The following is a 21,552-nucleotide window of genomic DNA, read 5'->3' as shown; positions in this document are numbered from 1 at the left end:
TCATGAAATACTTCAGATTAACAGCCTTGGCACTAGGCGTTGTGTTGATGGCAGCGAGCTGTGATTCTAAGAAAGATGATCAGTCTGACAAAATCGCAGAATTAGAACAAAAGTTAGCCAGACTGGAAGCTACACAAGCCGTACCTTCCAACGTGTCCTCTGTAACTTCAGCAGATCCTTCTACCCAAGGAAAATTCAGTTTCCAGGAAATGGAATATGATTTTGGCACCATAGATGAAGGAAAGGTGATCGAACACGTTTTCAAATTTACCAATGAAGGGGAAGCGCCATTGGTAATTTCCAATATCACTGCGTCTTGTGGCTGTACAAGCCCTGATTGGAGCAAAGCTCCCGTAAAACCAGGAGAAGAAGGATTTGTTAAGGTAGTATTCAACTCTACTGCAAAACCTGGAACTCAGGCACCAACGGTCACCATCCAGGCAAATACCAGCCCTAATGTGACCAGATTGAGAATGAAAGGAAATGTAACACCAAGAGGAGCAGCGGCCACCAGTCAACTGGGTCCAGTTAAAAGATAATTATGCAAACCTGGATATTATTACAAGCTGACGGCGGAGCCGGGATCATGGGACAAGTGTTCCTTTTTGGCTCTATCATATTGATCATGTATTTCTTCATGATCAGACCTCAACAGAAAAAACAAAAGAAACCAAATTATTCCTTGAAGCCATCAAGAAAGGGGATACGGTAGTAACCATTGGTGGAATTCACGGTAAAGTGAATGCCATCGAAGGAGATACCCTGGTTTTGGATTTGGATAAAGGTCTCAAAATTAAAGTTGAAAAATCGGCTATTTCAGCTGATTACACCAAAAAAACGACAGGCACTAAATAACTAAACCTTGTCAGTATTAAAAAAAAGATTTGCCGATTTGAATCCTCAAAAGATGGCAAACCTGAAAGTGGCGGCATTATGCTTTCTGGCAGCCGCCACTTTTTGGGTTTTAAATGCCCTCAATAAGGACAATTACACTACCGTGGTAGACTTTCCGATCGAAATTATTTTCGACCAGGAAGAGTTTATGGCTGTAGAAAATCTGCCTTCAAGGGTAAAGGTAGAAATCAACGGTAATGGCTGGGACTTGCTGAGGAAGTACTTTAAAATCAATGAGGCCCCTTTCTTGATTGAAATCAATAACCCTTCCACTAAAAATTACATCCTAACTTCTGAAATCCGAAGAAATCTGGCAGAAACCATTTCGCCAACAGGATTGGTTTCTATGGTAACGGATACCATTAAATTCAAAGTAGATAAGCTCGTCACAAGAAAAATAAAAGTATTGCCAGATACCACCACAAACACATTGGCAAAAAACCATAGATTGGTTGGAAAAATGGAAATTGACCCCGATGTGATCAATATAAAAGGACCAACATCTATTCTTCAAGAACTTGATGGAGTATTAAAGATATCTCTTGGTGAAGATAAGATCAACAAGTCCTTCAATAAAATACTTCCACTGGAAGCTCCTGAAGCATTCCAAGATTTTTTGACGCTGGATGAAGAAAGTGTCCATATCAAATTTGATGTTATCCAAATGCTGGAAGGGAATAAGAGGCTAAGAGTAAAAACCTTAAACTTCCCTTCCAATGTTTCCCTCCAAAATGAGGTCAATACAGTCATTATGTCCTATCTGATCGACGAAAGGAAGGTAGAAGAATTGGGTAATTTTGAATTTGAAGCCGTTTTGAATTACAACAACAGGAATAGGGAAGATAGTACGATCAAGGTACAGGTAAGCCCCCGTCCCAATTTCCTTGAAAACATCAAATTTGAGCCGGAAATCTTAAAACTCAGGTATGAAAAACCATAAGCCCTTTCTGGTTGGTATTACAGGAGGTATAGGTTCTGGCAAAAGCACCGTAGCCCAGATTTTTTCCATTTTGAGCATCCCCATTTATTATGCGGATGATAGGGCCAAATGGCTGATGGCCCATGACCCTCATTTAAAAGAACAGATCATTGCCGCCTTCGGCAAGGAAAGCTATTCAGCTGAAGGAGAATTGAACAGGAGCTTTTTGGCATCACACGTTTTTGCTGATGAGGATAAGGTTAAATTGATCAATAGCTTGGTTCATCCCGCTGTGCGAAAAGATTTTGAAGCTTGGTCTGCAGCACAAAAAAGCCCTTATGTATTAAAAGAAGCAGCTTTGCTTTTTGAAACAGGTTCATACCAAGAACTGGATAAAGTCATCAATGTCAGCGCCCCTTTGAAACTCAGGATGACACGGGTATTGCTCCGGGACCCCCACAGGAATGAGGCACAGGTGAATGCCATCATTGATAAGCAATTACCGGATGAGGAGAAAAATAACAAAGCAGATTACGTTATAAAAAACACAGACAACAAACTGCTTATACCCCAAGTCCTGAAAATCCACCAGGAATTACTGAATACTCAAATCGGTAATTGAATTTGATCCAGGTAAAACTTCATCCTCGTGTGGGAAGTATTGAGGTAGTCTATCTGGTCAATTTTATCCAGCTTATGATTGTAAAAAACTTCTATATATTCCTCCCCAAGTAAATAGAGATTTACTTTGTGGGAATAGTAGCGGATGGCTACAATGAAAGTCCCTTCTGTATAAAGGACTTGGATTTTCTTATGTAATGGCAGTGCTCTAAATTCTTCCCTACTCATCATATACCTTTGACAATTCCATTTCGGCCGCAATATAGCCAAATGCAGACCAATATCCAGTATCCAAAACATTTTGAAAAATGGAGATGGCCCTGTTTGTATCTCCCTGCATGAGGTAATAATTACCAAGCCCATAACCTTGGGTCACATATTGAAGCCTCTGATCTCCATCCTCTACGTTGGTGGAGAGTAGGACTTCTGGCTGTAATTCACCTTTATACATTAGGATTCGCTTGAAGTAAGCATCATTTTCAATGATCTCCATATTTTTATTTACCGGATTGATGATGGCTTTGGCTTCTTCGGTTCTCCCCAACTTCATCAAGGCCATATAATACCAATCCAGAGTTGCCACTAAAAGGTCAGCATTACCAGACACCTCCATGCACTTTTCATAGGCAGCTATGGCATTTTCCCAGTCACGTTTCAGATAATGGGCCAAACCTAGATGATACCAAACGTTGAACTGTACATTTGACAAGGGAATGTTAAGACGATTAGGCATACCATCTTGTTCTATTTGTAATGGCTCCCCTTCCATCAACTCGGCTGCTTTTTTCAAGTCTACAATAGCCTGATCAAACTTACGGATGCTTATAAAACGATGCCCCCTGTGCCTTAGTGCCTCATAGCTTTGGGGAAATTCATTGAAAGCTTTTGTAAAAGTGCGAATGGCCAGGTCATGCCTGCCCAGATAAGCTTCTCTTCTACCTATCCAAATCAGGTTATCCAAGCTGGGGTCTTCTGCATAGGAAGCAAATGCTTTTTCTAACTTTTCAATCTGGTCTTTTTGGGACACGGAGTCTACTGTGGTCATCAAAGAATCTCCTAAAAGGCTCACTCCTTGAAACACAGCCTCAGGTTCTACAATAAATCCACTCTTATTATTGACCTTTTTTTTCTCAGGAGCACTGCATGAACAGAAACAAAAAAAGAAAATGGCGAAAAAGATGACATAAAATCTCATAGTTATTTCCTTTTTGGACGTTAAAGCTTTGTAAACTTGAATACTGAAAGCTATTATTGAAGATAAAAATTATTTTGGACATTTATGAACAAAGGCTTGAGGGAAAATTACAGCAAAGGCATTTTGGGGGTATTTTTTATATTTGCTTTAGTTCTCGCACTAAGTTCCTGCTCCTCCACCAAAAAAATCAGGAAACAAAACATTGAAAAAGTAATTGACACTGCCAAATCCTACAGAGGTACCCCATACCGCTACGGTGGCACCACCCGGTCCGGAATTGATTGTTCGGCTTTGATTTTTCATTCCTACAACAGCATAGGCATCAACCTCCCACGCACTTCCGCCGATCAAAGCAAAGTAGGGAAAAATGTTCCTGCTAGGAACCTTCAGAAGGGCGATCTGGTGTTTTTTGCTACCGGGAAAAGCAGGAGAAAGGTAACCCATTCGGGCATTGTTACCGAAGTGTCTTCACGGGGCGTATATTTTATTCACTCTTCCACCAGCCTAGGTGTAACGGAGGATAACCTCACCAACCCATACTGGAACAAGGCTTTCCGATTTGGGAAAAGGATATTGTAAAAAAATGGCACCGCAGCGATTGCGATGCCATTTGAGGGTTTAAAATCAATTTCCTTTTACCAAGGCAAACTCAAAAGATGGCCTGCCTCTTTCCCCATCTCTGGTTAAAGCGATAAACCGTACTTTATAGATATTGCCAGCCGCATCTTTTACAAGATAGAATCTGTCTTCCCTAATAGAAGGAGAAGCATTTGGCCCACCACCTGCTCTCCAATTCGAGCCAATAGTTAATCTATTGTCATTATTGAACGCCAACCCGGTCAGGTTGCCTTCGGAAAAATTTTCATAAGCAATATCAGCTTCCATAACTTGAACCGCTCCCACATTGCCATAAATGTTATGGAAAACCAGATCCTGGAAGGGATAAGCCAAGGTTCCATTGACCGCCTGAGGAAAAGGGGTAGTTGATGTTCCTGCACTCCACATAAAATCCCAATCCTCTTTCTTTGGCTCTACCTGTACCACACCTTCTTCAAAAGAAACATACACAAAATTAAAATCCCGGTCTTTGGACACCTCTACAGTGCTAAAGGTAGAAGATGTGACATCGGCATGCTGCAAAATATATTTTCCATCCTGAACCAGAACCCTGATTTTTTTCCAAGGTCTGGGGTCGATACCGAAAGCACCTCTATTCAGGAGGAAGACCTGGTTGGATGCGGCAGTGGCATTGACAGTACCCATTACCGGTGATGACAATGGGTTGGAAGGCAGGTCAACAGACAGGATGGCTTCCATATTGGTGAAGCTCATTTCCAGTCTCCCACTGGACCTTAAGGGTTCTGCTTGTTCATCGCTCACAGCATTCATGTCAAAGATCCCTGTAGGATAGGCCAAGGCTCCAGCGGTGCCATTAATCAATACTTTAAAATCTGTTCCAGTAGAAAATGCCAGGTCCCACTTTTTTCTGCTGACAGGAAGCTGTTCTCCCTTACTTAAATTGATAAATACCGAATTGGGGAAAGTAGATCCCCCTCCGTTGATTTCGATCAATCCTTCTTCCACAGGTGGGACTTCTAGAACCGGTTCCTCAGACTCAGTACAGGAAAACGTGAAGGCAGCTAATGCGCCCATCATCCAAATGCGAATGTTTTTTGTGGTAATCATTTGTTGTACGTGTTATTTTGATAATTGATAAGTAATTCCAAGAAAATAGGAACGGCCAAAACCCATTGGTCTTGCCGGACCTCCGCCATGGGCACTTCCAGCCGTAGAAGTACTCATGATATCTGAAATGTTGAACATATTTCTAGCCCCACCTGTAAGGGTAATTCCTATCGGAAGGTTTTTTCTTAAGGTTAAGTCCATCCAATGAAACCCTTCCAACATGATTTGCCTGGGTACTGCCTGTCCACCATCACCTGCTGCCAATTCAAACCCAGGAAGGGGTCCAGTCCATTTATAAAACAGGTTAATATCTGTCTCTAAGAATGGGATTTTATAAGTGATATTGCTATTTATTTCAGGGCTGAATAACATGACTGGGAGTGTTTGATCTTCCTGAGAAAGCAAATTGAAACGCCCTATATAGGATGCCCCGGCTTCTAAAGTCCAGCGGTTTGCTTTTAAACTCTGATTCAGCATCAGTCCTTGTGTACGGTATTGATTGATGTTAAAAAGGGTGGTAATCCTTGGATCAGTCGGGTCCATTCCAAAGGCTATCCTGTCCCTAACCTCATTATGGAAAGCACTCAATATGGTTTTCCAGCCCAAAGCACTTTCTTTTTCCTGAAAGGTCAGGGAGGCATTGAAGCTATCCGAACGTTCAGGTGATAAATCAGGGTTCCCTGCAATGGAATGACTGGCATCAAAAAAGTCAAAATACAACTCCCTGATGGATGGAGCCCTAAACCCATTAGCATAAGCCAGTCTCAGGTCCAACTTGGAACTGATCGCCAATTTCGTATTGATAGAAGGAATCAATGGAGGAGCCTGATAGGCCGAGTTATAGGCCGTACGCAATCCAGGCCTTACCTGAAGAAATGAACTGATCCGCCATTCCCCAGTAAGAAAGGCTGCATAATCTTGGATACCACGATTTTCATTAATCCTATCACCGACTCCGGATTCGGTATTGATGTCAATGCCGGGCATTAAAGTGAGATTGGGAGATACAAGCCAATTCCCAATCGTACGGAAAGTAAAGCCCTGATGGTTCACCAACGCCTGTGATCCTTCCTGCCGCGATAGGTTTTGCTCATTGGTTCGCACATTGGTCACCCAAGTCTGGGTCTCCCTTTTAAAGTCTGTATAGGCCATTTGGGTAGACAATTGAAAGGCCGGACTGAAATCAACCCTGGCATTCATGCGGTGCATCCAACGCTGGGTTATGAAATTCCGATCAATTACCTCTAATCGGTTTTCCGGACCAAAGGAAGTGATGATTTCGTCCATAAAGTCAACGTGATAGTCTAACTCAACTTTATCTTTGCGGAACCCTATGGAAGCATTGGCCAACCATTGGTCTTTGGGCAGCCATTGAAACATTCGCCCGGTCTGTGGGCCCTTCCATCCTCCAAATTGATTTTGGGTAAGTCCCAATCCTAAAGAAAGCGGACCTTCTGTTGTGTAAGTACCTTGAACGGACCTGATGCGGTTACCCGCTCCATGAAAAGGACTGTACTCATTACCCGCAGTTTCTTCCTGCATTCGGGTAGAAAGGGTATAACCTGCCTTGGCTCCAGGATTTTTGGTGATGATATTGATCACACCTGCCAGGGCGTCAGCACCATAGATAACAGCCATAGGCCCTTCTACAATTTCTATTTTTTCGATTTGATTGATATCAATCTGATTGAGGTTGATTTCATTATTGACTCCTTGTCTGCCAACCATCGGCACTCCATCAATCAGTATTTTTACATTTTGCCCTGACATCCCCATCATTTCCAAATTACTGCTTCCCAATGCGTTGTCCTGACTGAACCGGATGCCTAATTCAGTATTGAGAACTTCCTGCAAATTACCGGCTGCCCGCTGCTGAATTCTTTCTTTATCAATAGACCTCACCATGTAAGTGGACTGTCTTGCGGATTGAGGTCCAAAGTTTCCAGTAATGACCACTTCATTTAAATCATTCAATGCTTCTTTAAGGACAAAAACCGTGGACAAAGATTCTGAATGTATGGGGAAGGTTTGGCTATCATAGCCTACGGCAGAAATTTTTAAGGAACTTACCGATTCCCAATTACTGATATCAAATACACCTTCCACATCAGCGACAACACCTTTAGCCTCCCCATACTGAACCGTTGCAAAAGGGATAGGTCTGCCATTTTCATCCACTACCTTACCCCTCAAACCTTTCTCCGCTTGGGCAGAAGAGTAAAGCAATAAAAGTGTGGCCAAAAAGCATAGACTAAATTTATTTAGATTAAATCTAATCATAATTATAAATTTTTTTGCCGGGAGACAGGCTCCCGGCGATTTAGGTTTTACAAGCTGTCAATCAATCTTTTCCATGCATCCAATTGCGGGATACCAGGCTTTCTTAGTCCAAAGAACTGGGCGATCATATCACCTTTTTGATCAAAAAGCTCTAAGGAAGAAACCAGACCGTCTTCCGTCTGCTTATGCACCACAAAAGCTGAATCGATCAGGTCTTCGTTGAGATGCATATTGAAATCAGGATCCAACACATTCAACCAAGCCCCCATTTGACGGATGGTGCGTACTTTTCCCTGGTGGATCTGAATATTTCCCTTATTCCCGGCAAAAATCATAATAGGCATCTTTTCGGCCGAGGCTACCTCCAATACCTTCCTTACAGAAATCCTTTCCACTTCATAGGCCCATTTATCATTAATCCATTTCACGGCATCAAGGCGATGAACCTTGTACTTTCTAAGCATACCAAAGAATTCATGGGTATCCTTCATATTTTCCCAATCCTGGGTAAAGGCTTCCATGTCAATTTCTTTGGCATACTCAGGTATGGCAAATGCTTCTGTTGGGAGTTCCTCATTTTGGTTTGAGGCCTTGTATTGTGTTACCAAGGCTTCAAATACTTCAACCCTGCTTTTTTCCTGCAGGTAAATCTTCATAATGGCTTCACCGGATTTGTCAAAAAACTGAAAGCTTCTCATGGTACCTCTTGGAGTCTCATTGATCACTGCAAAGCCATACTTCCACGCACTAAAAAACACCCGCTGTTCAATGGGACCAATTACCGTGGCTACTTGGTAAGGTGCCTCTCCCTGAATATCTATTTTCTGAAAATTTCCTTTATGCTCCAAGACACAGCCATCATTTCTGGTCAAGGCCATCACTTTTCCAAGATTTTTACAGGCGATGAGAAACTCCGCCCAGTTACCTTCGAGTCTGATGGTAGAATCCCCAATAGTAGTGGCCAAGAGTTCCATTTCAGACACCCCAAGTTGGCTAGCAGCATCTCTGATTCTTAGCTGAGGCGCTTCTGCTTTCAAGGCATCCCATGCCTGCTTCAATGTTTCTGTTGTGAATTTTTGTAATGCGGTTTCCATAGTTTATGCAATTTTAAATGTATGGGATTGATGATGTACGGGTAAGGATTGGATAAAATGGGGCATACCATCATAGCCATTTCTGACCAAAATGGGATGTTCAAATACGTGTTCTAAGTGCTGCGAAGCCATGACTTCAGCAACAGCACCTTGTTGATAGACTTTTCCCTCTTTGAGCAATATCACCTGATCGGCATAAGCTGCAGCCATATTAAGATCATGCAGCACAGCCAAGACTGCGATATCTTTTCTTTTAAGTTGTGAGGCAATGTGCAACACCTGATGTTGATGGGCGATATCCATGCTGGAAGTAGGCTCATCTAATAGCAGGAACTTAGGTTGGTCTGAGCCGGCCCAAACCTGTACCAAGACTCTGGCCAACTGTACCCTTTGTTTCTCTCCGCCGGACAGCGCTCCATACAACCTGTCTCTGAATGCCCAGGTCTGCGTTTCTATCATGACTTCTTTGACGAGCTGTTCACCTCCGGCCATACCTAATGATAAAAGGCCCAATTCTACGACTTCTTTTACCTTGAAAGGAAAAGTAAGTTGGCTATGCTGGGGCATGACCGCCCTAATTTTAGCCAGATCTTTCGGCCTATAATTTTCTATGGCTTTGCCATTGTAGATGATTTCTCCTGCCTGGGCCTTATAATCTCCGGCCAGAACTTTCAACAGACTGGACTTTCCAGCACCATTAGGCCCTACAATAGCAGTAAGTTCTCCAGGGTTTAGCTGCAGGGAGACCTTGTTGACAATGGCTCTTCCCTGAACGAGGTATTGAATATTTCTTGCTTCCAGCATACTACGTTCTGATCTTTTTTACATTCATCAATAACCAAATAAAGAATGGAGCTCCTAAAATGGCCGTAATGATACCAATGGGCATCTCAGCAGGTGCCACCATGGTTCTGGCCAATAAATCAGCCAATGTCAAAAGAATAGCGCCGGCCAGGAAAGATCCAGGTATGACCAAACGATGATCTGCTCCAAATAAAATTCTTAATAAATGAGGTACCACTAGACCAACAAAGCCTATGGTTCCTGTTAAGGCCACAGCTGTACCCACTACCAATGCACTGCCCACCAAAATGAGCAGCTTGGTTCTTTGCACATCTACTCCCATATGGAAGGCTTCACTTTCTCCAATGGCAAGCGCATTCAATGCTCTGTGCTGACCGATGATAAGCCCTACCGGTAAAAAGGAAAAGCCCAACATGAGCATAACCTTTTCCCAATTGGCACCTCCCACATCCCCGAGACTCCAAAATGTGAAATTTCTCAAGGCTGCATCGTCCGCATAAAAAATAGATAGACCGATCAGGGCCCCTGCCAGGGCATTTAGCGCCACACCAGCAAGAATAAGCAAAGAAATATCTGTTTTACCTGCCTGACTGGACAAGCGATAGACCAAAAAGGTATTCATCAAACCTCCAATAAAGGCAAAGCCCACCAATCCGAATTTCCCCAATGCAGACAAAAAAGTAAGGGAAGAACCAAAGACAATGAAAATAACTGCAAAAAGGGCACTGCCACTGCTGACACCGATCAATCCCGGTTCAACCAGAGGATTCCTAAAAAGCCCCTGAAGGGCAGCACCCGCTATGCCCAGCGCACCTCCCACCAACATGGCCAATAGTAAACGTGGAAGGCGAATCTGAAGCAAAACATTTTTTTCCTGCAAGCTGACACCATCGAAACCCAACCACTCTCCAAAAATCACCTGCATGACTTTGGACAAAGGAATTGGAAAAGCACCCATACTCAAGGAAAGGACAGCCAATACCAAGAGCAAAAATGCCATGGCACCAAGCACGAGCCGCTGATGGGAGACTTTGTTCGATATGGCCAACTTTGATATCATTAATCTCTGATTGACTTTGCAAGTTCCAATGCTGCCGCAGCAATCCTAGGCCCAAAACCTGAAAGATAATGACCGTCAAATGCCAGAACTTGCTGCTTTTGAAAGGCAGTAGTCTGATCAATACCCCTGATTTGGGACACGGCATCCTTACCCCCGATCGTGGATAAACCGGACTCAAAAAAAAGTAAGTAGTCCGGATTGATAGAAACAATGGCTTCTGGGGTCAGTGGAATGAAATCTTTGAAACCCTTACCTGCAAATTCTCCTCCAGCCATTTCAATAACTGAAGCTGCAAAAGTCTCTTCGCCTGCAAGAAACACCGTTTCCAAGCCCCTTGCCATGACAAATGCCACTCTTGGCCTGTCTTCGCTTTTATTAGCTGACAGATAGGCAGCTAATGCAGCCTCATCCGCTTCAAGATTAGCACTCAGTGCAGCCGCCCTTTCCTCAACTCCAAGGAACTGCCCCAGTTCACTGATAAGGTTGTAGGTTCCGGAAACTTGCTGTGGTTTTTTAAAGAAATGCAATACGATACCTGTAGCTTCTAATTGCTGCACTACATCAGTTGTAAGGTAACCTTCCTCAGCGAGGACCAAATCCGGGCCCAAGGCCAATATCCCTTCTGCTTTGATCTGATTTCTATATCCTATAGAAGGCAATTGTTGAAGGTCTACCGGATAGGTAGATGTGATATCTGTGGCAATGATCTGCTCTTTGAAACCTAAAGCAGCTACTATTTCAGAAACAGTACCACCTGCGGTAATGATTTTAGCCTCATCCCTAGCCATTCCTTCTGAAGGCGTGCTCTGTCCGCAGGCAACTAACAATAGGGGCATCAATAAACCCAACAATAAATTTCTTATCATTATTTAGATTAATTTCAAATTATATGGCAAATATCATGTTATTTGGATTTAATCCAAATTAATTTTAATTGAAAATTTCTATCGCTTTGAGTTATCATTCAGGGCATTATGTAATGTTTAAATCTCATAGAAAAAGTCTATAGTTAAATAAAGGTGCTGAATTTCTTAGTAGCACAATTTTTATGGCCTAACAGAAGAGCGGGCTCGACGGGATAAAACCGAAAAGTCGGGGTAAATTCAATTTCAAAATGAATTGTAGGATAGAAATATAAAAATCAACGGATTATTGGGATTAATTTTCCAAACATCCTTTGGTATTCAGCATTAATAATTAATTTTGCGACCAATATCTAAAAAGTGTATATCCTTTTTACAATACTAAATACAAATGGCAAATATTGGTAAGATAACCCAGGTAATTGGTCCGGTAGTGGACATCTCCTTCGAGGGAGGAAAATTGCCTAATATTTTGGATGCGCTGACAGTTACTAAAGAAGACGGTCAGCAAGTTGTCCTTGAAGTTCAGCAACACCTAGGCGAAGACAGGGTGAGAACCATCGCAATGGATGCAACCGAAGGGCTTGTAAGAGGCCAAGAGGCTATTGACAATGGTGCTCCTATTTCAGTACCTACCGGTGAAGCCATCAAGGGTAGGTTGTTCAACGTAGTGGGCTCCGCTATCGATGGCTTACCTGAGGTAGAATCAGCCAAAAGATTGCCAATCCACCGTTCTGCACCAAAATTTGAAGACCTTTCTACTTCTACAGAAGTGCTTTTTACCGGAATCAAGGTAATTGACTTGATCGAACCTTATGCAAAAGGTGGTAAAATCGGTCTATTCGGTGGTGCCGGTGTAGGTAAAACAGTATTGATTCAGGAATTGATCAACAACATTGCCAAAGCTTATTCAGGTCTTTCTGTATTTGCAGGTGTAGGTGAGAGAACCCGTGAAGGTAATGACCTTTTAAGGGAAATGATCGAATCAGGCATCGTAACTTATGGTGAAGACTTTTTACATACATTGGAAACTGAAGGTGGTTGGGACCTTTCAAAAGTAGATTTGAAGAAATTGGAAGAATCCAAAGCAACCTTCGTGTTCGGACAGATGAACGAGCCTCCTGGTGCCCGTGCAAGGGTAGCCTTGACAGGTTTGACTTTGGCTGAGTACTACAGGGATGGAGAAGGTGATGGCGCAGGTAAAGATATCCTATTCTTTATCGACAATATCTTCCGTTTCACCCAAGCAGGATCTGAAGTATCTGCCCTTTTGGGCAGGATGCCGTCAGCGGTGGGTTACCAGCCTACTTTGGCTACCGAAATGGGTTCCATGCAGGAAAGGATTACCTCCACCAAAAATGGCTCCATTACTTCTGTTCAGGCGGTTTACGTACCTGCGGATGACTTGACTGACCCAGCACCGGCGACCACCTTCGCCCACTTGGATGCTACCACTGTACTTTCCAGAAAAATTGCTGAATTGGGAATTTACCCAGCAGTAGATCCTCTGGATTCTACTTCTAGAATTTTGACGCCGGATATTTTAGGAGATGAGCACTATGACTGTGCTCAAAAAGTGAAAGAAATCCTTCAGCGTTACAAAGAATTGCAGGACATCATTGCCATCTTAGGTATGGAAGAATTGTCTGAAGAAGATAAGATGGTGGTGCACAGAGCAAGAAGGGTACAGCGTTTCCTTTCTCAGCCATTCCACGTAGCAGAGCAGTTTACCGGTCTTAAAGGTGTATTGGTGGATATCAAAGACACCATCAAAGGTTTCACTATGATCATGGACGGTGAATTGGATCACCTTCCTGAAGCAGCTTTCAACTTGGTAGGTACCATTGAAGATGCCATTGCCAAAGGTGAGAAGATGTTGGCCGAGGTTAAAAATTAATATTCAGGACAACTGAATTAAAGGAATCGAATTATGATGCAATTGACCATTATCACTCCAGACCAAATGGTATTTCAGGGTGAAGTAACAGAAGCTACTTTCCCAGGTGCCAATGGTTCTTTCCAGGTATTGAAAAACCACGCGGCCATTGTTTCGGCTTTGGCAAAGGGAAATGTTTCCTATACCACCAAAGAAGGACTAAAGAGCCATGTTATCGAAGGAGGAGTGGTAGAAGTGAATGATAACAAAATTGTACTCTTGGCCGAAAAAGTAATCGGTTAAATATAAATACATCATTTGAAAACCTGGGCCTAATGGTCCGGGTTTTTTTATGCCCTTTTGGAAAATGCTGGTGGTCAACACCTTTTATTTCCAATAGGTTTTTGGTTTCTGATTTATTTGTCTCTACCTTTGCAACCCTGAAAGGAGGTGTATACATATGATCATAGTCAACGTAAAAGAAAACGAATCTATTGAGAAAGCGCTTAAGCGTTTCAAAAAGAAGTTTGATAAGACTGGAGCTGTAAGAGAGCTTAGAGCTAGACAGCACTTTGTAAAACCTTCTGTAAAGAACAGAGACCAAAAAATCAAAGCAGCTTACAAGCAGAGATTACAGACAGAAGAAATGAAGTAATTGTTTGTTATCTTTTTGAGATACATCACATCTAGAAGCGTACCTACCATAAGTGGGTGCGCTTTTTTTATTTTTATTTCCTTAACAATACTTAACCCAATCTATTAGTGATTTTGTGTGTTGAAATGTAATTTGGGTGAATCTTAAATACTGTAATATGAGAATCATTCTTAAATTCTTATATTCAGAATTAGTAATCCTACCCTATGCTAGATTCTTTTATCAACTACCTGGAATTTGAAAAAAGGGCAAGTGCCCATACGGTACTGGCCTATAGGAAAGACTTGGAGCAATTTTCTGAGTTTTGCCAGACGGCTTTTGAGAAAGCAGATATTGCCCAGGCGGAACATGCGGAAATCCGTGCCTGGATCATAGATTTGGTGGAAGAAGGATTAAGCAGTACCAGCATCAACAGGAAGATTGCCACTTTAAGGTCTTTTTACAAGTTCCTGCTACGGTCAGATGAAATCAGCAAAGATCCTACCTATAAAATCAAAGCCCTAAAGACTCCCAAACGTTTGCCTGAATTTGTGCAGGAAGAGGCCATAGAAAAAATCCTGGATGAGTTTCAATATGAGAATACATTTGAGGGGCAACGGGACCGTATGGTGATGGAATTTCTCTACCTTACCGGGGTGCGTTTGTCCGAATTGATAGCATTAAAATGGAGGGATATCAACCTGGCTTCTGATTCGGTTAAAGTATTTGGAAAAAGAAAAAAGGAGAGAATAATACCTATAAATAATGTGCTGAAAAAAAATATTGTTTCGTATAAAAAAGTATTTGAAGAAACATTTTCAAATGTAGACCATAGTGATTATTTTATCGTTAGTATTAAGAAAGAGCAGGCCTATCCTATGAAAATTTATCGGATTGTGAGACAGTATTTAGACCTTTTCGCTCAGACCCAAAAAAGAAGCCCGCACTTGTTGAGACATACTTTCGCCACCCATTTACTCAACAAGGGAGCTGATTTGAATGCGGTAAAAGATTTGCTGGGCCATGCCAATCTTGCTGCTACCCAAGTTTACACGCACAATTCCATGGAAAAACTTAAGGCTGTGTTTGAACAAGCACATCCTAAAGCTTAATATACGTTTAACTTTAAATCTTTACAGTTATGAAACTTCAAATGCATTCCATCCATTTCGATGCCGATCGCAAGCTTATTGACTTCATCCAGAAGAAGGCAGATAAACTCGATACTTTCTATGATCGCATCATCGACGGTGAAGTATTTTTAAGACTTGATAAAAATGAAAAAAATGCGAATAAAATCGTGGAGATTAAAATGAATGTTCCCGGCAAGACCTTATTTGCCAAGCAGCAAAGTGACTCTTTTGAAGCTGCCGCTGATGAGGCAGTAGAAGCTCTTAGAAGGCAGATCAAAAAATTTAAAGAAAAAGTGGTCCTAGCCAACCAATAAAATCCAAACCCGTCAAACGACGGGTTTTTTTATTTTTATATCTGAATGGACCTCCCGGATTTGCTGCCGAAATAAATGAATAATACCGAGCATATCAGCATTAACCAAATCAATAAATTCCAATCAGCAAAAATATCAAATGCTATTCCAAACAGTAAAGGCCCTAAGGCAGCGAGGTAATAACCTGTGGACTGGGACATGCCTGAAAGAGAAGCGGTGGTTTTTTCATGCCGGGTACGCAAGCCTATCAGAGTATATGCTAAGGAAATACTGGAACCTAAGCCTAATCCAACCAAAATAAGTCCCAAGTAATTGACCCATAATTCATGTATAAATAACGAACTGAACCCGATAAGGTACATGATGCCAAGTACCCAAACTACACCCACTTGATCTTTAAATCTTGTAGCTATAATGGGAGCTAAAAAAGAACCGGTCAAACCTACAATCTGCATTAAGGAAACCAAAACTCCAGCTTCCACGGCAGACAAGCCTCGATCTATCATCATATCGGGCAACCAGGCAATGATGGTGAAAAAGAGTAAAGACTGAACCCCCATAAACATACTGACTTCCCAGGCCAGCCTAGATTTCCAAACATTAACTTTTGGCAGATCATTTTCAGTTTGACGCTCAGGGGTTTTCCATTTCAATTGCGGGAACCATAGAAGCAATACCAAGACCAATAAAACCACCCAGGTCAAAAGAGAACCTCTCCAGCCCAAACCCAAATCAATGGCCATGGGTGCTGATATCCCCGATGCAATGGCTGCAAATAAGGTCATCCCGGTGGTGTAGGAGGCGGTAACCAAACCTATTTTTTGTGGAATTCTGTTCTTTATCAGAGGGATAAGTAGCACATTACAGATTACAATACCAATCCCTGTAAGTCCAGTACCAATAAACAAAATATCCGGACCTCCCTGTACCCTGATTATCGTCCCAAACAAGAGCAATAAGAGTGCATAAAAAATCGCCCTGGCATTGCCCAGCCGCTTACCGATTGCTGCAGAAAACAGCGAAAAGGTAGCAAATGTCAACAAAGGAAGGGTAGTCAAAAAGCCTGCCCAACCATTGGATAATCCAAGGTCTTCACGGATCATTGGTATCAAAGGACCCACTGCGGTTATGGAGGGACGCAAGTTGAAGGATACTAAAAGGATCCCTAGAAACAAAAATCCAGTTTTCTGGTAAAGCGGCTGGTCAGATTTCATGTTCTATGAAAAAGAATGAGGCTGTCTTATAAGTCAAGATTTCAGAATATTTCCGGAATTTTTTTGGCGTTTAATTTAGTGAAACTTTGTGTAATGGAGTTTTCGTGGCGTTTTTAGCCACAAAGCCGATAAGTCACAAAGGGATTAATTCTTAAACAAAATTTTGTTTTGGAAATAAATTTGAAAATCAATGTATAAGACAGCCTCTTAATCGATTTATTTCTGGATGATAGGCAAATTTATGAAATCAGGTATTGGATTCCACCATATCTTTCACGCAATCCACCCAAGTATCTCTGGAATTAAGGCTAGGCACCAAGTCCCAGTGTTCGCCACCCAACTCCTCAAATTCCTCTTTATATTCCTCGCCTACTTCAATGGTAGTCTCTAAGCAATCCGCCACAAAGGCCGGAGAAAACACCAGTACTTTTTTCACTCCCTTTTCTGCCATTTCTTTGATCAAATCTTCCGTATATGGCTTGATCCAAGGATCATTCCCTAACCTGGACTGAAAGCAGGTAACCACTTTTTCCTCGGGGAGTCCCAGCTTATCTGCTATCAAACGCGTTGTATGGAAACATTGCCCTCTATAACAAAACTGGTTTTTCTTAGTATAGTTGGCACAGCATTTATCACTGAGTTGGCAATAACCATCTACTGAACCCTTTCTGATCTGTCTTTCAGGCAATCCATGGTAAGAAAATAGGTACACGTCATAGTCCTCTTTTTCCATCATTTCCTTACCCAATTCCGCCCAGGCTTCTAGGAAAATGGGATGATCTACGAAGTTGTTGACAAAAGTAATGTTAGGAATAATCTGCCAGGTCCTCGCAATTTCCATTACTCTATCCACCACAGAACCATTAGTGGCAGAAGCGTACTGTGGGAAAAGTGGAATGACAATTATTTTTTTGACATTGGCTTTGTTGAGCTTCTTCAGCCCCTCTTCAATACTCGGAGACTGATACCGCATCGCAATTTCAACCTCATACTTGTCCATGTCCAGCTTTTTGACCAACTTTTCTTTTAAGTCCTCTGTATGAAACAATAAAGGAGAACCTCTATCGGTCCACAATTTTCTGTATTCTTTGGCGGACTTGGGGGCTCTAAAAGGTGCAATGATTAAATTAACAAGCATCCATCTAGGGATAAAAGGAAAATCAATCACCCTGCCATCCATCAAGAACTCCCTGAGATACTTTCTTACATCACCGGTTTTGGTACTGTCCGGTGTTCCCAAATTGACCAACAATACTCCGATCTTGGCTTTATTTTTATTTATCATATCAATTTCAACAATGCTTTTTTTGAAAACCAAAAGTAAGGGCTTTGGTTATAAAATACCAATTGATTCTTTTTATGAACAATTGAGGGAAAAATAAATTCATGTCACCACACATAAATTTACATTGCTGTTAAAAATTCTTTGAATACATAGCCAATTGACTTAATTTTCATTTTTCAAAAGTAGATAATAAAAATAGCATGACTGAGCCCATGACTTTGGTATTGAACCATAAACAGATCCAACAAAAGATCACCAGAATGGCCTACGAAATCTATGAGCGAAATGCCTCTGAAGAAGCAATCCTTTTAGCTGGCATTCGTGGCATGGGCAGTCAGCTGGCCCACTATCTGGCAGAAAGTTTACAAAATATCTCCCATCTTAATGTTCAGGTTACTGAGATTTTACTGGATAAAGAGGATGTCAACAGGGGAAAAGTAAAGTTATCATCTGATTTGGACCTGACCGACCAGAATGTCATCATTGTGGATGATGTACTCAATACAGGAAAAACGCTGGTCTATGCCTTAAAGCCCTTTTTAGATGCGCCTATCAAAAAAATGGAAGTAGCTGTTTTAGTAAACCGAAGCCACAAGCTATTTCCGGTAACCCCTGATTATACTGGTCTAGAATTGGCCACTACACTCAGCGAACACATCACAGTTGACCTTAGCAAAGAAAACCATTCTGTTCACCTGCACTAATACCTCCATGTCCATTCATCAATCTTCGAATATCAAACGAATTACCACCCATATCCTTCAGGAAATGAAAATGCGTGGGGAAAAAATCTCCATGTTGACAGCCTACGACTTTTCAATGGCCGGGATCATCGATGCCGCGGGGATAGACATTATCCTGGTGGGCGATTCGGCCTCCAATGTGATGGCAGGACATGAAACCACGCTCCCAATAACATTGGATCAGATGATTTACCATGCCACCTCAGTAGTCCGTGCGGTCAAGCGGGCTTTTGTTGTGGTAGATATTCCTTTTGGATCTTATCAGGGGAATAGCTCAGAAGCACTTCGTTCTGCCATTCGGATCATGAAAGAGTCTGGTGCGCATGCGGTAAAAGTTGAGGGTGGTGCTGAAATCAAAGAATCAGTAAGTAGAATACTCAGTGCAGGTGTCCCGGTGATGGGGCACTTGGGCTTAACCCCCCAGTCCATCTATAAATTCGGGACCTACACTGTAAGGGCCAGAGAAGAGGCAGAAGCCCAAAAACTATTGGAAGACGCCAAATTACTGGAAGCATGTGGCTGTTTTGCTATAGTATTGGAAAAAATTCCAGCCAGCTTGGCCAAAAAAGTTGCCGAAGCCGTAGAAATCCCCGTCATAGGAATTGGTGCAGGCCCTGATGTCGATGGGCAGGTTTTGGTAGTCCACGACATGCTGGGTATCACACAGGAGTTTAAACCTAGATTTCTTCGCCAATATGCAGACCTGCAGGGCATCATGACCAAAGCCGTGGAAGACTACATCAAAGATGTCAAGGATAGAAATTTTCCTAACCAAGGGGAGAGTTATTGAGATTTACCTGACCAAGAGTTTCCTTGTAAGCTTTTGCCGGGAATCACTCACCAATTGTAATACATAAATGCCTGGGGCCAGTCCAAACCCTTGTATTTCTTCTACTCTATTGGCCTCTATGGTGACGTCGTCCAAGATCACTTGACCTAACATATTAACCAGTCGCAAACTTGCATTTTGAGAACTCAAGACACGGAAATCACCTGAGGTGGGATTAGGGTAAACCCTCACCAAAAAATCCTCGGTAGATGGTGGAAGGCTTCCTTGAACTCCTTTTAAATACTCCAAACCACCCGCTGTATTTCCCAGAATCAGGTCATGGCCTGCTCCAAAGGGCATGGATAAAGCACTTAGCCAAGTGTTCCTTGCAAATCTGCTCTGACTCGTCTCAACCCCATGTAAAAAAAGTTGAACAGTTTGCCTTTGATTCTGTTCCATGAAATTTTCAATATAAATCAATACGCCTCTTTGGTCAATGGCATATAGAGAAGGACTCTGTCCCTGTAAGACATGCACACTTAGGTTCCTACTGGCAGGATTATCCTGAAATCCCAGGAAATCCCTGCTCTCCAGTGTTAGTCGCCACTCTCCTTCCAAATCAAGGGAAAACAACACCAATTCTCCACTCTGTTTTGCCAAGAGCAGGTAATCTCTACTGTTGAAGCTAAAAGGCTCCAAATGGTCCAATGGTCTGGTCCCTGTTACAGGTACTGTCAATTCCCTCATGGATGCTAAATCTGCCTGTCTACCCACAAAAATCCTCCTTTCCAATCTGAAGTTAACCGTATCTACGCCAGAAACCCAATAAATAGTTTGCCCTGATGTGGTCTGATACTCTAGGTACTGCAGGTCTGTAAAGTTTAAACTTGACAATCCCAAATAATCTGTCTCCACCAACCGAAAGCCCTCCTCATCTTTTATAAATTGATATGCCAATCCAACAACCCTCCCGTCAACATTCGAATTGGCCGTAAGAACCATCTCTCCTGCTTCTTTGAACCCTTTAAAAAAAGGCCTGGTATTTTCACCCAAATCCAGCATGTCCGATTGCAGAAAGGGCTCAGCCACCCCAATGCCTTTACTCAATGAAAAAACATTTCTGCCATAATCTGCATTAAAAACCCCTGCTACTGAGGAGGAATTGCTACTGACCAACAACTGCTCATCTTTCAAATAGGCAGCATGGAAAATCGGAAATTGAGGCAGTGCCCCATATTCTGGCAGCGTGGTGGAGAAAGAACGAAACAGGGGTGCTGCATTAGAACCCTCATTGGGTAAAAAATACAGCACATCGCATTCATCCTGTCCCAGTAAAAGATCAAAAACACCATCTCCATTAAAATCTGCATACAAAACGGAGTGCCCACCGGCATGTTGGATTCTTGCTGAAGTCTCATCGGCTTCAGGCGCTTCACTGATAGGAATGCCACCACAGGTAAGACCAAAGCTGAAATCTCCACAAGTGCAAAATTCAAAATTTCCCCATCTGGACTGAGGAAATGCAAAGCCGTCAATATCCGGCACGCCTTTCCTTTCCATGCTGGTGTTTCTATAAAGCTCCAGGTAATCCCCAACCACAAAATTAAAGGTCACGATATCCAGATCCCCGTCTCCATCAATATCCATTATCAAGGGGATGTCCAACACATTGGCCTGTACATTGGACCCATTGTCCAATCGGAGGAAGTTTTGAGCCACTTCCCATTGGGGAAAATTGGCTCCTGCAGGTGTCACATTCCGGTAAGCTTTGATGCCAAAAGGAGAACTAGTGAAAAGGTCTTTTCTGCCATCCCCGTCAAAATCTGCCAATACTAAAAACCCGTTGACATCTGTTGGAAAATAATAGGCCATCTCCGGAAGATACCGAAAGCCATCCATCGTATTTTCAAAAACCAAAATTCTCCTGGAATTGATATCCCATACCAGCAATTCTTCCTTCCCATCTCCATTGGTATCCATTTCCTGAATTTGTGCCGCATTGATTCCTGCAGCAAATGGAAGCGCAAGTGGCACCCCATTTACTTCCACAGGAATGCTTTGATCAAAGGAGAAAACTTGCTGAGCTTGGAGAGAAAAACTCTGGAATATAAAAAGCAGCAAAAGCAAATACTTCATGAGTAGCCATATTGATCACTTAAAATTAAACG

The 21,552-nt window shown here is 42.3% G+C and carries 22 protein-coding genes and 1 pseudogene; 12 read left to right on the top strand and 11 right to left on the bottom strand.

The genetic code is table 11. The features are described from left to right. Window positions 1-2: 2 nt before the first annotated feature. From B879_RS03785 to coaE, 4 genes and pseudogenes are all read left to right on the top strand, one after another. Window positions 3-539, top strand: coding sequence for a DUF1573 domain-containing protein (locus tag B879_RS03785; protein WP_009183815.1), 537 nt, complete (start codon window positions 3-5; stop codon window positions 537-539). A gap of 2 nt (window positions 540-541) precedes the next feature. Beyond that, window positions 542-855 (top strand): annotated as a pseudogene (yajC, locus tag B879_RS03780) (preprotein translocase subunit YajC). A 52-nt stretch (window positions 856-907) separates the two neighbouring features. Beyond that, on the top strand, window positions 908-1,834 hold the full coding sequence (locus B879_RS03775; RefSeq protein WP_202949580.1) for a YbbR-like domain-containing protein: 927 nt from the start codon (window positions 908-910) through the stop codon (window positions 1,832-1,834). Continuing rightward, window positions 1,821-2,435: a dephospho-CoA kinase gene (gene coaE / locus B879_RS03770; RefSeq protein WP_009183813.1), complete on the top strand. Its 615-nt coding sequence runs from the start codon at window positions 1,821-1,823 to the stop codon at window positions 2,433-2,435. Before B879_RS03775 ends, coaE begins: the two co-directional genes overlap by 14 nt. Here the strand turns inward: coaE and B879_RS03765 are convergent. Further along, on the bottom strand, window positions 2,420-2,662 hold the full coding sequence (locus tag B879_RS03765; protein WP_040400221.1) for a hypothetical protein: 243 nt from the start codon (window positions 2,660-2,662) through the stop codon (window positions 2,420-2,422). The two genes, coaE and B879_RS03765, sit on opposite strands and share 16 nt — an antisense overlap. After that, entirely contained in the window at window positions 2,655-3,629 is a 975-nt protein-coding gene (locus tag B879_RS03760) for a tetratricopeptide repeat protein (protein WP_040400206.1), read from the bottom strand. Before B879_RS03760 ends, B879_RS03765 begins: the two co-directional genes overlap by 8 nt. Before the next feature lie 84 nt (window positions 3,630-3,713). Between B879_RS03760 and B879_RS03755 the strand changes: the two genes are divergently transcribed. After that, on the top strand, window positions 3,714-4,208 hold the full coding sequence (locus tag B879_RS03755) for a C40 family peptidase (protein ID WP_009183811.1): 495 nt from the start codon (window positions 3,714-3,716) through the stop codon (window positions 4,206-4,208). A gap of 45 nt (window positions 4,209-4,253) precedes the next feature. On the opposite strand, the gene B879_RS03750 is transcribed toward B879_RS03755, so the two are convergent. Genes B879_RS03750 through B879_RS03725 form a run of 6 tightly spaced genes read right to left on the bottom strand, consistent with a single transcriptional unit; the run spans window position 4,254 to window position 11,419 of the window. Beyond that, window positions 4,254-5,315: an HmuY family protein gene (locus B879_RS03750; protein WP_009183810.1), complete on the bottom strand. Its 1,062-nt coding sequence runs from the start codon at window positions 5,313-5,315 to the stop codon at window positions 4,254-4,256. Window positions 5,316-5,327: 12 nt separating this feature from the next. Then, entirely contained in the window at window positions 5,328-7,595 is a 2,268-nt protein-coding gene (locus B879_RS03745) for a TonB-dependent receptor (protein ID WP_009183809.1), read from the bottom strand. 47 nt (window positions 7,596-7,642) lie between these two features. Next, window positions 7,643-8,689, bottom strand: coding sequence for a hemin-degrading factor (locus tag B879_RS03740; protein WP_009183808.1), 1,047 nt, complete (start codon window positions 8,687-8,689; stop codon window positions 7,643-7,645). 3 nt (window positions 8,690-8,692) lie between these two features. Next, on the bottom strand, window positions 8,693-9,493 hold the full coding sequence (locus B879_RS03735) for a heme ABC transporter ATP-binding protein (protein ID WP_009183807.1): 801 nt from the start codon (window positions 9,491-9,493) through the stop codon (window positions 8,693-8,695). A 1-nt stretch (window position 9,494) separates the two neighbouring features. Next, window positions 9,495-10,553 (bottom strand): FecCD family ABC transporter permease, encoded by a 1,059-nt coding sequence (locus B879_RS03730; protein ID WP_009183806.1) that lies wholly within the window; start codon window positions 10,551-10,553, stop codon window positions 9,495-9,497. After that, window positions 10,553-11,419 (bottom strand): heme/hemin ABC transporter substrate-binding protein, encoded by an 867-nt coding sequence (locus tag B879_RS03725; RefSeq protein ID WP_009183805.1) that lies wholly within the window; start codon window positions 11,417-11,419, stop codon window positions 10,553-10,555. Before B879_RS03725 ends, B879_RS03730 begins: the two co-directional genes overlap by 1 nt. Before the next feature lie 388 nt (window positions 11,420-11,807). Between B879_RS03725 and atpD the strand changes: the two genes are divergently transcribed. The 5 genes from atpD (at window position 11,808) to hpf (ending at window position 15,373) form a co-directional block, all read left to right on the top strand. Next, the gene (gene atpD, locus B879_RS03720) at window positions 11,808-13,313 is read left to right on the top strand and encodes a F0F1 ATP synthase subunit beta (protein WP_009183804.1); all 1,506 of its coding nucleotides are present in this window, start codon (window positions 11,808-11,810) and stop codon (window positions 13,311-13,313) included. Window positions 13,314-13,346: 33 nt separating this feature from the next. Next, window positions 13,347-13,595: an ATP synthase F1 subunit epsilon gene (gene atpC / locus B879_RS03715; RefSeq protein ID WP_009183803.1), complete on the top strand. Its 249-nt coding sequence runs from the start codon at window positions 13,347-13,349 to the stop codon at window positions 13,593-13,595. A gap of 157 nt (window positions 13,596-13,752) precedes the next feature. Next, window positions 13,753-13,947, top strand: a complete 195-nt coding sequence (rpsU, locus tag B879_RS03710; RefSeq protein ID WP_009183802.1) for a 30S ribosomal protein S21 — start codon at window positions 13,753-13,755, stop codon at window positions 13,945-13,947. Between the two features lie 206 nt (window positions 13,948-14,153). Beyond that, window positions 14,154-15,038, top strand: coding sequence for a tyrosine-type recombinase/integrase (locus B879_RS03705; RefSeq protein WP_009183801.1), 885 nt, complete (start codon window positions 14,154-14,156; stop codon window positions 15,036-15,038). A gap of 29 nt (window positions 15,039-15,067) precedes the next feature. After that, window positions 15,068-15,373, top strand: coding sequence for a ribosome hibernation-promoting factor, HPF/YfiA family (gene hpf, locus B879_RS03700; protein ID WP_009183800.1), 306 nt, complete (start codon window positions 15,068-15,070; stop codon window positions 15,371-15,373). 35 nt (window positions 15,374-15,408) lie between these two features. Here hpf and B879_RS03695 read toward each other — a convergent pair whose 3' ends face one another. Together B879_RS03695 and hemH are read right to left on the bottom strand one after the other, a co-directional pair. Then, entirely contained in the window at window positions 15,409-16,587 is a 1,179-nt protein-coding gene (locus tag B879_RS03695; protein ID WP_009183799.1) for a CynX/NimT family MFS transporter, read from the bottom strand. 247 nt (window positions 16,588-16,834) lie between these two features. Continuing rightward, on the bottom strand, window positions 16,835-17,869 hold the full coding sequence (gene hemH / locus B879_RS03690; protein ID WP_040400219.1) for a ferrochelatase: 1,035 nt from the start codon (window positions 17,867-17,869) through the stop codon (window positions 16,835-16,837). A 203-nt stretch (window positions 17,870-18,072) separates the two neighbouring features. Between hemH and B879_RS03685 the strand changes: the two genes are divergently transcribed. Then, on the top strand, window positions 18,073-18,576 hold the full coding sequence (locus B879_RS03685) for a phosphoribosyltransferase family protein (RefSeq protein ID WP_009183797.1): 504 nt from the start codon (window positions 18,073-18,075) through the stop codon (window positions 18,574-18,576). A 7-nt stretch (window positions 18,577-18,583) separates the two neighbouring features. Beyond that, window positions 18,584-19,405: a 3-methyl-2-oxobutanoate hydroxymethyltransferase gene (gene panB, locus B879_RS03680; RefSeq protein WP_009183796.1), complete on the top strand. Its 822-nt coding sequence runs from the start codon at window positions 18,584-18,586 to the stop codon at window positions 19,403-19,405. 3 nt (window positions 19,406-19,408) lie between these two features. Here the strand turns inward: panB and B879_RS03675 are convergent, their stop codons facing one another. Beyond that, on the bottom strand, window positions 19,409-21,520 hold the full coding sequence (locus B879_RS03675; RefSeq protein WP_009183795.1) for a T9SS type A sorting domain-containing protein: 2,112 nt from the start codon (window positions 21,518-21,520) through the stop codon (window positions 19,409-19,411). Between the last annotated feature and the right edge of the window lie 32 nt (window positions 21,521-21,552).

Origin of the sequence: Cecembia lonarensis LW9, from assembly GCF_000298295.1 — a bacterium.
In the GTDB taxonomy this organism is placed as follows: domain Bacteria; phylum Bacteroidota; class Bacteroidia; order Cytophagales; family Cyclobacteriaceae; genus Cecembia; species Cecembia lonarensis.
This window is presented reverse-complemented; position numbering and strand designations above follow the sequence as displayed.